Raw genomic sequence first — 12,713 nt, 5'->3', positions numbered from 1 at the left:
CTTGAGTCCTTGCGGTATGATCATCCTGTGCTGCAACTTTGAGGGGAGACCTCAGGGTCAGACTCGATTGATAAAGTGCGGTATCTACCGGGCTGCGCTATGAAGCCGCGCAGCGGTCACCTCCACGTTAGAAGCACTCTATGGCACTTGCATTCACACCAATAATGGTATATTTTCTATACCGTGATTACTTTTGAATTTAATGAGCAGAAAAGCCAAGCTAATCTTCGGAAGCACGGCATCAATCTTATTGATGCACAACCTTTATGGGATGACCCAAGATTATTGGAAATTCCTGCAAAAACAGAGGATGAACCCCGGTACTTGCTGATAGGGCTGATTAGCAGAAAGCACTGGTCAGCCGTGATCACTTATAGAAATGCAAGTATCCGACTAATTTCTGTTCGTCGTTCACGGCCTGAGGAGGTTGCCTTATATGAAAGCTAAAATTTTTGACCAACAATTTGACAAGGGTGTTGACATTACTGGTTCGCTGGATATATCCAAAGCGAAGCGTGTATTGCAAGAGCAAAAGCGCGTTAATGTTGATTTTCCTACATGGATGATCGAATCATTAGATCGAGAAGCAGGAAGGCTTGGCGTAACTCGGCAATCTATTATTAAGGTATGGCTTGCTGAACGCCTCGAAGCGTTGCCTCTAACGAGCAAGGTTAGATCGTGATCGCGAAGCGAGCCACAATCTGAACCGTTTGTTGGACAAGCCCGATGGTGGTGTGAACCTTGTTATGGAAATATCTCTCTGATCGTAGCGGCGCCATCGGATCCTCCGCGTCACACCCCAAATTCCACCGCTAAAAGTTGCTACCTGCTCTTGCAACGTAGGGATTTTATTCATCGAACCGCCGTGTACGTGATCCGTAAGCACGGTGGTGTGGGAGGGAGGGGTGGTGAGGCTTCTTCCTACCCCGATTGAGCGTCTCAGTAGTGGAAATGCAACTGAGCGATCATCAATGCATCACCCTCTATGCGATACACCATGCGATGCTCATCCGTAATTCGGCGTGACCAGAACCCTGACAGGGCATGCTTCAATGGTTCGGGTTTGCCGACTCCCGCGAAGGGCTCGCGCTGTGTCTCACGTATCAGCTTGTTGATTCGCTCGACCATGCGCTTGTCTTGCTTCTGCCAATCTAGGTAGTCTTCCCATGCATCATCAGCGAAGACCAGCCTCACTCCACCAGCTTCCGCTCAACGCCTTTACCGGCGTTCAGTTGCGCGACGGCAGCGAGAAGGCGTCTGGCATTGGCGGGGGTGCGCAAGAGGTAGGCGGTTTCCTCCAGCGACTTGTAGTCTTCGAGCGAGAGCATCACGACGGACTGTTCTCCATTGCGGGTAATGATCAAGGGTTCGTGATCGTCGCAAACGCGGTCCATGGCGCTCGCGAGATTTGCACGAACGGTGGTATAGGTAATCGCATCCATAACAAGCCTCCAAATATGTACATGTTACTGTACATATTTGACAACGGCTTGTCTAGCGCGCTGGTACGGACGCCCAACCGCGCGTTCGAGAACGGACGCGCCGATAAGCATCCTGCGTTTGGCTATCGTCAGTGTAGTAGGTTGAGCTGAATGTAATGAAGCCCAACATCTCACGCTTGGCTTGGTGGCATGCACGAATGTGCTTGTCTTTTGCCAGTCGCCGCGAGAACCCGGCCTTATGTGCCTCCCGCTGCATCGGCACGTCGGTAACGCATCTGTTCATCCACCCCCTGTGATGCCGGCCTTATGTGCGCTAAGTAAGCGGCGCAACAACTACCCACGCAAAACTTGACGAGCCGCCCAGTATGGAGTTTATTAGCCAACCGCAACACAAACAGCGCACAACCTGTGAAAAATCCTTTTCGGACCAATTTCAGGCGATGCAACCAGAGGAGCCATGACAGACATGCCCTTGCATAACGCCGACATCTTAGAAAATATCGCCGACCGGCTGATAGTCCAGGGTGCGCAGCAATTCGGCCTGCTCTGCATTCCGCCGAAACTGCGCGAATACCGCTGCGGAATCAATATGGATCGGCGGTTTTTTTTCGTCGTGCTCCTCCTGTTGCTGGCGGGCTGTAAGCCAACTCAACACTATGATGCCGCGCTGGTGCTCCAGGATATCGCTGCGGCTCAAGGCCCCTCCCGATTAAAACAGGTAACCGCTGCGCAGTTGCATTACTCGATTTCATATGAGGTGTCCGGGCGGTCGCGCAACGGCGAGCTTTATCTGCCCGGCACGCTCGAGGGCTGCGAACGCACAGATGCTGCGGTCAATCTTCTTCCGGCAACCGTGCGTGGCCCTGGCTGCCCGCGCGCCGCCATCGTGTTGGTGCCGGGTGCCGTGCCACGGGGCAAGGACGACCCGCGGCTCATGGCCTTCGCTGCGACCTTGGCGCGCGCCGGCTTTGCGGTGCTGACACCCGACCTGGCAGGTTTTCGTGAGCTGTCTATCCGTCCCTCGGATGCCCGCGAAATTGCGGATGCGTTCGCTTATCTGCATGGTCGGCCCGACCTTGCCCGCGACGGGCGCGCGGGCATCATTGCTTTCAGTTACGCGGTCGGCCCAGCGCTCCTCGCCGCGCTGGAAAATGACATCCGGGAACAGGTGCGCTTCGTCATGGGCGTGGGCGGTTACCATGACTTGCACCGCGCGATGCGCTTCTTCACCACTGGCTGGTTCGAGCATGAGGACAAGTGGCATTACATCACCCCGGATGACACCGGCGAAATGGTGTTGCTCTATTCCAGCTTGGGCTACCTGACGGACAGTCGCGCACGTGCCGTGTTCGACCGCATGGTGGCGCTGCGCACCCGAGATCCCCACGCCGATCTGACGCCGCTCGCTGCGGAGTTGAGTGCTGACAGTCGGGCAGTTTATGAGCTGGCTGCCCACACCGATCCCGCACGTTTTCACGAACTGCTGGCCCGGCTGCCCGAAGCCATGCGTGCGGACATCTCCCAGCTCGATCTGTCGCGTCACGACCTGAAGCGGCTCAAAGCGCGGCTCATCCTGGTACACGGAATGAACGACAATCTCATTCCTTACCCGGAGAGCTTGGCGCTCGCCGCCGCCGCGCCGGAGGGTCAAGCCGCCGTGTTTCTCATCCATCGTGTCCTGGGCCACGTGGATCTGAATATCGCCCGTGTATTCTCGCGGCAATTCTGGAGCGAGGATCTCCCCGACCTCTGGCGGCTGTGGCGGGCGATTGACCTGCTGCTCGCCCAGCGGCAGGAGGCGGCATGAGCGGATGGCGGCATGCCGACCCACGCGCCAAGGCACTCGGCCTCTGGCTGCTGGGTGCAGTGCTGGCCAGCCTGGCATGGGCGCTGCCGCGCATCCCGCAGCCGCTGCAATACCATTATTTCGCCGACCAGCGCGCCTGCTTCGGCGTGCCCCATTGCCTCGATACAACCTCCAATGCCCTGTTCATGCTGGCGGGCGTGGCTGGCCTGCGCTTCCTGCACAGCAAGTCGGGGCGAGGCGCTTTCATTGAGCCACACGAGGCCTTGCCCTACGCGCTGTTCTTTTTCGCTGCGATCTTGGTCGGCTTAGGCTCCGGCTATTATCACATTGCTCCTGACAACGATCGGCTGTTGTGGGATCGGGCGGCAGTTGCGCTGGCGCTCATGTCGTGGTTCGCCGCGATCCTGTGCGAGCGCATCAGCCTCGTCGCCGGGCTGCGCCTGCTGCCGCTGCTGCTCGCCGCCGGGCTGGGCAGTGTCGCTTACTGGGGCTGGAGTGAGGCGCATGGCATGGGCGACCTGCGTCCCTATGGACTGATGCAGCTCTATCCGATGCTGCTGATCCCGCTGCTGCTCTGGCTTTATCCGCCGCGCTACAGCGGCGACAGAAATATCCTGATCGTCACCGGGCTCTATCTGCTGGCCTTGCTGTGCGATCTCACCGATCACCCGATCGCCGCGCTGACCGGCCTGTTCAGCGGACACACGGCGAAGCACGCGATCGCCGCGCTTGCTATATATTGGGTCGTGCTGCAGCTGAGGCAGCGCCGAATCTTGTAAGGAAGAAATGACGATGCCCAAACATTTCCAGACAATGCTGCGCCCCGATGTCCGCCCGCGCGAATTGTGGGCTTGGGCAATGTACGACTTCGCCAATTCCGGCTACACCACGGTAGTCATTACCGCGCTGTTCAACGCCTATTTCGTGGCGGTAGTCGCGGGCAATGCTCCGTGGGCCACTTTCGCTTGGACTGCCGCACTATCCGTGTCCTACATGTTGATCGTGTTAAGTGCCCCGCTGATTGGTGCCTATGCCGACTTGCACGCAGTAAAAAAGAAGCTGTTGGCAATCACCACTGTGGGCTGCGTTCTGTTCACCTCCCTGCTCAGTTTCGCTCAGCCGGACACGCTGTGGCTCACCATCGTTTGCGTGATTGTGTCCAACTTCTTTTTTGGCAGCGGAGAGAACCTGATCGCGGCGTTTTTACCTGAAATATCGAAAACCAGGGCGATGGGGAGGATATCCGGCTGGGGCTGGAGCCTCGGTTACATCGGAGGGCTGGTCACACTCGGCCTGTGCCTGATGTATGTTACTTGGGCCGAAGCACAAGGCCAAACGGCTAATCAGTTCGTGCCGATAACGATGCTGATCACCGCTGGCATATTTGCGCTGGCAAGCATCCCGACCTTCTTGTTGCTGCGCGAGCGCGCCACGCCGAAGATGCTCGAAGATAGGGGGAATGAAGGTGTGGCGGTCGGCATGGCCTGGTTTAGGGTTCGGCAGACCATGCACAATTTGCGGAAATTCGCAGACCTGCGCCGCTTTCTGCTGTGCAGCCTGTTTTATCAGGCGGGCATTCAGGCAGTCATCACCCTGACTGCCGTCTATGCCAACCAGGCCATGAACTTTTCCATACAACAGACCCTGCTGTTGGTGCTGGTAGTCAACCTCACGGCGGCGGTCGGCGCATTTCTGTTCGGTCACGTGCAGGACCGCATCGGCCATGTCAAGACCATTGCACTGACGCTGGCAGGCTGGATCGTGACCATACTGCTCGCGTGGGCGGCGCGCGAGCCGACTCTGTTTTGGGTGGCGGCGAATGTCGCCGGATTATGCCTGGGGGCATCGCAGTCAGCCAGCCGGGCGCTGGTGGGCGTGCTTGCGCCACCCTCTCGCGCAGCGGAATTCTTCGGACTGTGGGGTTTGGCAGTTAAACTCGCATCGGTCGCCGGGCCGCTCACGTACGGTGCGGCGACTTGGTTGACAGGCGGCAACCACCGGCAATCATTGCTGGTCACTGGAAGTTATTTCGTCATCGGGCTGCTCCTGCTCTCCGGCGTGAATGCGGCGCGGGGTCGACGGGCCGCCTTGCGCGCTGACCGCATACAGCGGTTAATTCTATGATGCTCCAATTTCGTACAAGGTTACGCAAATGAACCTTCCACCTTCCCAATCTCAGCACGAAGAATCGCGCGACACGCAAATATCGCCGCCTCTTCTTGATTCCCGGAACGATACGGAGCGGCTGCTCGGCGTTGTGCGCAACCTCGCCCGCGAGCTGCGGCCGAACGCACGCGATGTGGAACATCTGGGTTTTGACAATTTGCTGGAGCGCGACTTCGGTCTGGACAGCTTGGCGCGCGTGGAACTGCTGGTCCGCATCGAGCGCGAACTGGGTGCAAGGCTAAACGAAAAAGCGTTCGTCGATGCCGAAACGCCGCGTGATCTGCTCAGGCTGATAGCTGGGTCGATAAGTGCCGAGACGTCCACCGCACAACGCGGCAACGCTGCACCTGACTTTGTCAGGTCACTTGAGCCCGTCCAGACAGAGGCCGACCATCCGCCGGACACTATATCCACGTTAATCGAGATGCTGGACTGGCATGTCGCAAAGCACGGCGAACGGGTGCACATCACGCTTTATGGCGAAGATGAAAGCACGGAGGAAATCACCTATCGCATGCTGCAAGATCAGGCCAAGACACTGGCTGCCGGCCTGCTAAAGCATGGGCCAGGCTCCGGCGACAAGGTGGCAATTATGCTGCCCACCGGACGCGGGTTTTTCGCAGCCTTCTATGGCGCGCTCTACGCCGGCTGCGTGCCGGTCCCGCTATACCCGCCGACGCGCCCTTCGCAAATCGAAGATCATATGCGGCGCATCGCAGGCATCGTCGCTAATTCCCAAGCCGTTTTTCTTATCACGGTCGACCAAGCCAAACCCCTCGGTCATCTGCTGCGTGCGCAGTGCGAATCGCTACGCGAGGTCACAACCGTCGCAGAATTGTCTGTCGCTGGCACGCTGGCGCCCTCCCCGCAACTAAAGCCAGAAGACATCGCCTTCCTGCAATACACTTCCGGCAGCACCGGCAGCCCCAAGGGGGTCATGCTGACCCACGCCAATCTGCTCGCCAACCTGCGGGCAATGGAGCGCGCCTCGGGCATAACTTCCGCAGATATTTTTGTGTCTTGGCTGCCGCTCTACCATGACATGGGGTTGATCGGTGCCTGCATGGGCAGCCTCTACATCGGATTCCGGCTGGTGCTGATGTCGCCGCTGGCCTTTCTTGCCCGGCCAAAGAACTGGCTGTGGACCATCCACCGGCACCGCGCTACCGTTTCGGCAGCGCCCAACTTTGCCTATGAGCTGTGCGCCAACAAGCTCGACGATCGCGACCTCGATGGCCTGGATCTGAGCTGCTGGCGGCTGGCCTACAACGGTGCCGAGCCGGTCAGTCCGGACACGATAGCGCATTTCGCCGCGCGTCTCGCCCGCTGCGGCTTCAGACCCACCGCCATGACGCCGGTCTATGGATTGGCGGAGTCTTCCGTGGGACTGGCCTTTCCTCCGCTCGGGCGCGGGCCGCTGGTTGACCGCGTGGATCGCGACGCACTCACGCGCTCGGGCATCGCGCGTTGCGCGCGTGAGGACGACCGCAACGCGCTGCGCATCGTTTCCTGCGGCCTGCCCTTGCCCGGCCACGAGATACGCATTACCGATACCGGCGGACGTGAGCTTCCCGAGCGCATGCAGGGACGCGTGCAGTTCCGCGGACCATCTGCGACTAGCGGTTATTTCCGCAACCCTGAGGCAACGGCGCGCCTGTTCGATGGTCAGTGGTTCAACAGCGGCGACATGGGCTATATCGCGGCAGGAGAGCTGTATCTTACCGGGCGAGAGAAGGACATCATCATCCGCGCCGGACACAACATTTACCCGCAGGAGCTGGAAGAGGCAGTGAGCAATGTGCGCGGTGTGCGCAAGGGCGGCGTGGCGGTGTTCCCGGCCACCGATGCGCACTCCGGCACAGAGCGGCTGGTGGTACTCGCCGAAACGCGCGAAAGCGCTGCCGCAGAGCGCAGCCGGATACTGGCCGAGATCAACAACCTCGCCGTCGACCTGGCCGGCATGCCGGCGGATGATATCGTGCTGGCACCGCCGCGCACGGTGCTAAAGACCTCCAGCGGCAAGCTCCGCCGCGCCGCATGCCGCGAAATGTACGAGCGCGGCGAGACCGGCAGCACCCAGCGCGCGCCGTGGCGGCAGTGGTTGCGTCTTGGCGGTATCAGTGCCATGGCTCAGGCTGAGCGAGTGGTACATCGCAGCGCCGAGTGGCTGTGGAGCGCGTGGGCATGGACGGTTTTTGTCACCATCGTGCCTATAGCCTGGCTGCTGATCGTGTTCATGCCTACGCGCACGTTGCGCCGGCATATCGCCAGAGCGAGCGCGCGCGTTGCGTTTGTGCTAACCGGATTAATACCGCGAGTAGAAGGTTTGCAGCACCTCGACGGCCGCGCCCCCGCGATTGTGGTGGCCAATCACGCCAGCTATCTGGATGCGCTCCTGCTCACCGCAGTGTTACCGGCCAGATTCGCCTATGTGGCCAAGCAAGAGTTGCTGCGCAATCCATTTGCCGCCATCCCGCTGCGTCAACTCGGCAGCGCGTTTGTCGAACGTTTCGATGATGCGCGCGGCGCCGAAAACACGCGCGAACTGGAGGAGCGCGCGCGCGCCGACGAGTCCATGGTTTTCTTCCCCGAAGGTACATTTCGGCGCGAACCCGGGTTGATGCCGTTCAGATTAGGAGCGTTTCTAGCTGCCGCACGATCCGGCACGCCCCTGGTGCCGATTACCCTGATCGGCACCCGCTCCCTGCTGCGCGACGGGCAGTGGCGGCCACGCCGCACTGAACTGGAAGTACTGATTGGCGAGCCTGTACTTACGGCGGGGGATAGCTGGCAAGCGGCGTTGCAGCTGCGCGATGCGGCGCGCCGCCATATTTTGACACGGCTTGAAGAACCTGACGCGGCCGCCTGATTCCAATTTTATTTCATCGGTGACACTGTGTTAAGGCTACGCTGAACAAGCCCCGCATTTCCAAGAAATTTAGGTTTCCCTAAAATTAAAGTCCAGCCAAACAAATGGCTAAGGTAATGAAAAATAGCGGGGAGTTGGTGATGCTTAACAATGTTTGCCGATATAGGCGACATTGCTGGCTTATGAAAATATTTTCTATATTACGTTGGGGGTTTCATGAATGTCGATCCATTTAGCAGTTCAAAGCGCCGCATCTCGCGGGCAAAGTCCCATATTAATGAACTCAAAGGGAAGGCCGATCAATTTTTGAAAGATAACCCCTGCTCCCGAGTGATCGAGCGTGATAGTGATGGAATTCACGAAGTCCACAAGATCAAATTCAGCGCCATCCCTGACATTATCGAAGACATCGCAATTGATGCCCTCAGTAGCCTCCGACCCGCCCTCGACCATGCGGCCTATGTCATTGCTATTGCTACCGGCACACATACCACCAAGAGCGCCTATTTCCCCATTTCCAATTCCGAAACTGAACTCGAAAATGTGATCGCCAGAAACTGCAAAGACATTCCGGTCGAGATAGTTTCGCTCTTTCGCACATTCAAGCCATACGCTGGAGGGAATGATCTGATCTGGGCACTGAACAGGGCGAACAACAGCAATAAGCATCGGCTGTTGGTTCCATTCTTTCAATTTCCCAGAGACATGAATCTTAGGGTGCGTGGCACCGGAGGCAGTGGAGTCCATATTCCACCCCTTATCTATGATCGCGCCAAAAACGAAATCGTATTCGCGGTTATCGCCACCGATACGCAGCTTGAGTACAACCTCAATGGCACCTACTGCATAGCGTTCGACGGAATTGCGCCGATTGAAGGCTATTCGGTGACGGACGTTCTCAACGCTATGGTGCGCGAAGTCGAGCGCATCGTCATGGCTACGGAAACTGAGGCGCGACGAATCGGACTCGTCCAGTGAGTTCATATCACTCATGAGCCGCGACCCCCAACCTTACGTTCAACCAGCCCGCCAACTGCGCGGCTGGTTAACTTTACGTTGGGCATGTAGTAATTTTAAATTTCACTGAAACCAGTTTGGTTGGGAGGTAGCTTATGTTTTCGTTTTTTAAAACAAAATACACTGAAGATGAAAAACAATATTTTGACTACATAAAGAAAGTTGTATCGTTGAGCGGTGTTGCATCAAAAGAGGTAGAGTCTACAGCGAGACAAATACTTGATGAGGCCATAAAGAAAGCTGACAAAGCAGGTCTTCGCGGTGTTAAAACTATCGGTAATAATGCAATCAAAGACGAGAAATTCCTTAATAAAAGATTGCAAGCTGGATTAACCAAAGATGATGTATTGAAATTCTTAAATCGTGATTATGTATGGATAGTAGCTGAAAATATGCTGACTGAGACTCATCGTCTTTCGATGTTCATGGCACTAACAATGGGCGGCGAAAGTGATGAAGAAGCAGAAAAAAAATTAAGAAAAACATTCATATATTGTGATGACCCTGAAAAGTCCCATCCAAATTACCGAGGTGAAGATGCCGATATTTATCCAGAATTCGCATCAAGGCATGAAAATTGGAGAAGTCGAATTTCACCTACCGAAGTGCAGAATTTAGCAAATCAATACTCTACCTATAATGCCATGGTTAGAGATTTGATTAGAAAAGGCGTTATCTAAAGCTCGAAGTGCCTGAAATGCGCCCAACCCGACATTCAACCCGGTCTCCGCAAAAGCGCGGAGCCGGTTAATTTTACGTAGGCATAGAAGATGAACTTAACCGAGAATCGTGAGAAAAAGTTCACCTACGCGACATTCGCGCTTTACATTCTTGGATGGGTTCTCGGAAGTGATTACATAATATGGGCGCTGCTTTCTTTTTGTGGATCAGCCGTTTGTGCATTGGGAACCGTACCGTTTGACGTGAAAAACAAGAAAGAGCAACAAACACAAGTTTATATTGCAATAGCCGCGTTTATTCTGCCTGCACTTGGCGCATTGTGGATTGGCTATCAAGACTCAGCAGACGCAAATAGATTTAGAATCTATTTATCAGAGCACCGCTGCAAAAATATGGGTTTAACTATTACAGGATATTCCAAGGGTGGCTGTGATCGATTCGGTAACTGCGAAGAATCGCACGAAATTGAAGAGCCAGAGTATTTTTGTGCTGCCACTAGAAAACGCATAACTTATTCAGATTTTAAAGCGGGTCATTATGAGCAATAAATGCCTCTTAAGAAACACCTCCCAACCAATTGATTTTAAAAAGCGGAATTAAGCAAGCGTAGCCTGGGCTAGCGTAGGTTGGCGCTGAGCTTGCGAAGCCCAATATTACAAGGAGATGAACAAATGCATCACAAACATGAGCTTGAATCGCGCCATTTCGTATGTCGTAACTTAACACCGAACGATTTAAATTAGCGTGGTAGCGCGGTAGGTTGGGCTGAATGAAATGAAGCCCAACATCTCACCATTCACCACACGGATCAATCGAGTTGACCCCATTGCAATAAAATACAAACGTTAAGGTACTGGAGACCCACGATGCAAGACTTTCCTCATCACTACCGAGTTGCGGCGAATGCGGCTCCAGATGGCGACGTTAGCCTCTCGGCAGAGAAGCTGGAAACACTAGCTTCGGCACCACCCCAGGAGTTCGGTGGGCCCGGAGATCGTTGGTCCCCCGAAACACTATTGGTGGCGGCTGTCGCGGATTGTTTCATTCTCAGTTTTCGGGCCATCGCCAGGGCCTCGAAGTTATCGTGGTTGTCGTTGAACTGTGACGTTGAAGGTACCCTCGAACGTGTAGAGGGAATAGCGAAGTTCACAGAGTTCAAGGTGAATGCCACGCTTAACGTGCCCGCAGATACCAACGAACCAAGAGCACGACGCATACTTGAGAAAGCCGAAGAGAGTTGTCTAATTACAAACTCTCTATCCGGCGCAACACACTTGAACGCTGTGGTATTGGTCAAGTCCTAGTCGTGATGCAACCTAATAATCACAAGAAGCGCGGTAGGGCTGAGCACCCGGACAGGTCGCGGACACATAGCAGAAATGCAGAGCATTCACCTACGTCCGCTGGAAGTCGATATGACTAAAGGTGCGATGAATCCTTCTACAGCCGGATCGCGCCCTCCAGCATGCTGTTAGCCCCAGCTGTCCCCACTATCAGCTGAGCTATTATCAGCGATGTTTGAATCGTCACTCCAGGAAGAGTTATCGGCTATGCCAAAGTCGGTTCCCCCCATGTCGTTGGAGGAACCCCCCCAAGTGTCCGCAACAGGAGCCGGGCTGCTAGCGGCATTAGTAGCGCTATGCCCTCCATCCATGAAGCGATGGGCCAGAGCTTCAGCAGCCACCATACCCACGCCAACTGCAGCACCGGTTGCAAGTCCACCCATAATCCCGCTGCCGATCCCGCCGCCAGCAGGTGCTGCTGCGGGCGCTACTCCTCCGCCAGCCGCCGGTGCTGCTGCTCCGCCATAAGGTTGCCTAGGCACGGGGGAAGCGGAAATGTTTTGACTACCCGGTTGATAGTTGTTTGGAAAGGTCGCTGTGTTACGCGATTTCATTGCGTGTATAACAAAATATATTATCGCAGTTACACCCAACCCGAGGAATAGCATCCCCCATGGAAAACTGTTGCCTACTACAGATTGCACATTACTGACCGGAGCTTGGCTAACACGCTGGGCAGCGGCAATTCTTTTTTTTTAAGTCTTGCACAGCTTGCGGTTTGGCAAATGACAAATCTGGCTTCAAGCGTTCCGCGATATTCAGCTCGGCTTCGGCTTGCCCCATTTGGCCTTGCTTGGCCAATATTTCTGCTTCTACAAAATGTGCCTTGGCACTGTTTGGATGTTCCTTAAGAACTTTATCCATCATTTTTTGCGCGTCTGCCAACTTACCCGCGTGGGCTGCTTGATAGACTTGGTCGAGCGTTGGAGAGTCTTCTGCAAATGCGATCCCATTCGAATCAATGGGGTCAGTTCTAACATTCAGACATTTTGATGGAAAGTTAGAACTGACCCCGTGCTTGCTTGCGTGCTTGCTTGCGTTTCTGGCTGCCGCACGATCCGGCACGCCCATGGTGCCGGTCACCCTGATCGGCACCCGCTCCCTGCTGCGCGACGGACAGTGGCGGCCACGCCGCACTGAACTGAAAGTACTGATTGGCGAGCCTGTACTTACGGCGGGGAATGACTGGCAAGCAGCGTTGCAGCTGCGCGATGCGGCGCGCCGCCATATCCTGACACGGCTTGAAGAACCTGACGCGGCCGCCTGATTCCAATTTTATTTCATCGGTGACACTGTGTTAAGGCTACGCTGAACAAGCCCCGCATTTCCAAGAATTTTAGGTTGCCCTAAAATTAAAGTCCAGCCAAACAAACGGCTAAGGTAATGAA

The 12,713-nt window shown here is 55.6% G+C and carries 16 protein-coding genes; 11 read left to right on the top strand and 5 right to left on the bottom strand.

Going from position 1 to position 12,713, the window contains the following annotated elements; all coding sequences use genetic code 11:
- Nucleotides 1–183: 183 nt before the first annotated feature.
- Together MJ768_RS05470 and brnA are read left to right on the top strand one after the other, a co-directional pair.
- A complete protein-coding gene (locus MJ768_RS05470) occupies nt 184–447 on the top strand; it encodes a BrnT family toxin (protein ID WP_239288705.1) in 264 nt (87 codons plus the stop codon).
- Nucleotides 437–682 carry a type II toxin-antitoxin system BrnA family antitoxin gene (gene brnA / locus MJ768_RS05465; RefSeq protein WP_239288703.1) on the top strand — a complete coding sequence of 82 codons (246 nt, stop codon included), beginning with the start codon at nt 437–439 and terminating at the stop codon, nt 680–682. Before MJ768_RS05470 ends, brnA begins: the two co-directional genes overlap by 11 nt.
- A gap of 257 nt (nt 683–939) precedes the next feature.
- Here brnA and MJ768_RS05460 read toward each other — a convergent pair whose 3' ends face one another.
- From MJ768_RS05460 to MJ768_RS05450, 3 genes are read right to left on the bottom strand one after another with little or no spacing between them, the layout of a single operon-like run.
- Nucleotides 940–1,194 (bottom strand): Txe/YoeB family addiction module toxin, encoded by a 255-nt coding sequence (locus MJ768_RS05460; RefSeq protein ID WP_239288701.1) that lies wholly within the window; start codon nt 1,192–1,194, stop codon nt 940–942.
- Nucleotides 1,191–1,442 (bottom strand): type II toxin-antitoxin system Phd/YefM family antitoxin, encoded by a 252-nt coding sequence (locus MJ768_RS05455; protein WP_239288699.1) that lies wholly within the window; start codon nt 1,440–1,442, stop codon nt 1,191–1,193. The genes MJ768_RS05460 and MJ768_RS05455 overlap by 4 nt, the downstream gene beginning before the upstream one ends.
- Before the next feature lie 52 nt (nt 1,443–1,494).
- Nucleotides 1,495–1,725 (bottom strand): hypothetical protein, encoded by a 231-nt coding sequence (locus tag MJ768_RS05450; protein WP_239288697.1) that lies wholly within the window; start codon nt 1,723–1,725, stop codon nt 1,495–1,497.
- A gap of 174 nt (nt 1,726–1,899) precedes the next feature.
- Here MJ768_RS05450 and MJ768_RS05445 point away from each other — a divergent pair, with 174 nt between their 5' ends.
- The 8 genes from MJ768_RS05445 (at nt 1,900) to MJ768_RS05410 (ending at nt 11,286) form a co-directional block, all read left to right on the top strand.
- On the top strand, nt 1,900–3,249 hold the full coding sequence (locus MJ768_RS05445; protein WP_239288695.1) for an alpha/beta hydrolase: 1,350 nt from the start codon (nt 1,900–1,902) through the stop codon (nt 3,247–3,249).
- Nucleotides 3,246–4,028 (top strand): ceramidase, encoded by a 783-nt coding sequence (locus tag MJ768_RS05440; RefSeq protein WP_239288694.1) that lies wholly within the window; start codon nt 3,246–3,248, stop codon nt 4,026–4,028. The genes MJ768_RS05445 and MJ768_RS05440 overlap by 4 nt, the downstream gene beginning before the upstream one ends.
- Nucleotides 4,029–4,035: 7 nt before the next feature.
- A complete protein-coding gene (locus MJ768_RS05435; protein WP_239288691.1) occupies nt 4,036–5,373 on the top strand; it encodes an MFS transporter in 1,338 nt (445 codons plus the stop codon).
- Nucleotides 5,374–5,401: 28 nt separating this feature from the next.
- On the top strand, nt 5,402–8,284 hold the full coding sequence (locus MJ768_RS05430; RefSeq protein ID WP_239288689.1) for an AMP-binding protein: 2,883 nt from the start codon (nt 5,402–5,404) through the stop codon (nt 8,282–8,284).
- Between the two features lie 216 nt (nt 8,285–8,500).
- On the top strand, nt 8,501–9,262 hold the full coding sequence (locus MJ768_RS05425; RefSeq protein ID WP_239288688.1) for a hypothetical protein: 762 nt from the start codon (nt 8,501–8,503) through the stop codon (nt 9,260–9,262).
- Nucleotides 9,263–9,396: 134 nt separating this feature from the next.
- Complete coding sequence (locus tag MJ768_RS05420) at nt 9,397–9,981, top strand: hypothetical protein (RefSeq protein ID WP_239288687.1); 585 nt, start codon at nt 9,397–9,399, stop codon at nt 9,979–9,981.
- 90 nt (nt 9,982–10,071) lie between these two features.
- The gene (locus MJ768_RS05415; protein WP_239288686.1) at nt 10,072–10,530 is read left to right on the top strand and encodes a hypothetical protein; all 459 of its coding nucleotides are present in this window, start codon (nt 10,072–10,074) and stop codon (nt 10,528–10,530) included.
- A gap of 318 nt (nt 10,531–10,848) precedes the next feature.
- Complete coding sequence (locus tag MJ768_RS05410; RefSeq protein WP_239288685.1) at nt 10,849–11,286, top strand: OsmC family protein; 438 nt, start codon at nt 10,849–10,851, stop codon at nt 11,284–11,286.
- A gap of 167 nt (nt 11,287–11,453) precedes the next feature.
- Here MJ768_RS05410 and MJ768_RS05405 read toward each other — a convergent pair whose 3' ends face one another.
- Nucleotides 11,454–11,879, bottom strand: a complete 426-nt coding sequence (locus MJ768_RS05405; protein ID WP_239288684.1) for a hypothetical protein — start codon at nt 11,877–11,879, stop codon at nt 11,454–11,456.
- 109 nt (nt 11,880–11,988) lie between these two features.
- The gene (locus tag MJ768_RS15130; protein ID WP_256449827.1) at nt 11,989–12,396 is read right to left on the bottom strand and encodes a tetratricopeptide repeat protein; all 408 of its coding nucleotides are present in this window, start codon (nt 12,394–12,396) and stop codon (nt 11,989–11,991) included.
- On the opposite strand from MJ768_RS15130, the gene MJ768_RS05395 reads away from it, so the two are divergent.
- Nucleotides 12,344–12,592: a hypothetical protein gene (locus MJ768_RS05395; RefSeq protein WP_239288682.1), complete on the top strand. Its 249-nt coding sequence runs from the start codon at nt 12,344–12,346 to the stop codon at nt 12,590–12,592. The two genes, MJ768_RS15130 and MJ768_RS05395, sit on opposite strands and share 53 nt — an antisense overlap.
- Nucleotides 12,593–12,713: the final 121 nt, after the last annotated feature.

Source organism: Candidatus Nitrotoga sp. 1052 (assembly GCF_927312905.1).
In the GTDB taxonomy this organism is placed as follows: domain Bacteria; phylum Pseudomonadota; class Gammaproteobacteria; order Burkholderiales; family Gallionellaceae; genus Nitrotoga.
This window is presented reverse-complemented; position numbering and strand designations above follow the sequence as displayed.

Excerpts from the sequence above, each read along its gene's own strand:
- brnA (WP_239288703.1), top strand. The coding sequence starts at position 437 with ATGAAAGCTAAAATTTTTGACCAACAATTTGACAAGGGTGTTGACATT.
- MJ768_RS05455 (WP_239288699.1), bottom strand. The coding sequence starts at position 1,442 with ATGGATGCGATTACCTATACCACCGTTCGTGCAAATCTCGCGAGCGCC.
- MJ768_RS05450 (WP_239288697.1), bottom strand. The coding sequence starts at position 1,725 with ATGAACAGATGCGTTACCGACGTGCCGATGCAGCGGGAGGCACATAAG.
- MJ768_RS05445 (WP_239288695.1), top strand. The coding sequence starts at position 1,900 with ATGACAGACATGCCCTTGCATAACGCCGACATCTTAGAAAATATCGCC.
- MJ768_RS05440 (WP_239288694.1), top strand. The coding sequence starts at position 3,246 with ATGAGCGGATGGCGGCATGCCGACCCACGCGCCAAGGCACTCGGCCTC.
- MJ768_RS05435 (WP_239288691.1), top strand. The coding sequence starts at position 4,036 with ATGACGATGCCCAAACATTTCCAGACAATGCTGCGCCCCGATGTCCGC.
- MJ768_RS05430 (WP_239288689.1), top strand. The coding sequence starts at position 5,402 with ATGAACCTTCCACCTTCCCAATCTCAGCACGAAGAATCGCGCGACACG.
- MJ768_RS05425 (WP_239288688.1), top strand. The coding sequence starts at position 8,501 with ATGAATGTCGATCCATTTAGCAGTTCAAAGCGCCGCATCTCGCGGGCA.
- MJ768_RS05420 (WP_239288687.1), top strand. The coding sequence starts at position 9,397 with ATGTTTTCGTTTTTTAAAACAAAATACACTGAAGATGAAAAACAATAT.
- MJ768_RS05415 (WP_239288686.1), top strand. The coding sequence starts at position 10,072 with ATGAACTTAACCGAGAATCGTGAGAAAAAGTTCACCTACGCGACATTC.
- MJ768_RS05410 (WP_239288685.1), top strand. The coding sequence starts at position 10,849 with ATGCAAGACTTTCCTCATCACTACCGAGTTGCGGCGAATGCGGCTCCA.
- MJ768_RS05405 (WP_239288684.1), bottom strand. The coding sequence starts at position 11,879 with ATGAAATCGCGTAACACAGCGACCTTTCCAAACAACTATCAACCGGGT.
- MJ768_RS15130 (WP_256449827.1), bottom strand. The coding sequence starts at position 12,396 with ATGGGCGTGCCGGATCGTGCGGCAGCCAGAAACGCAAGCAAGCACGCA.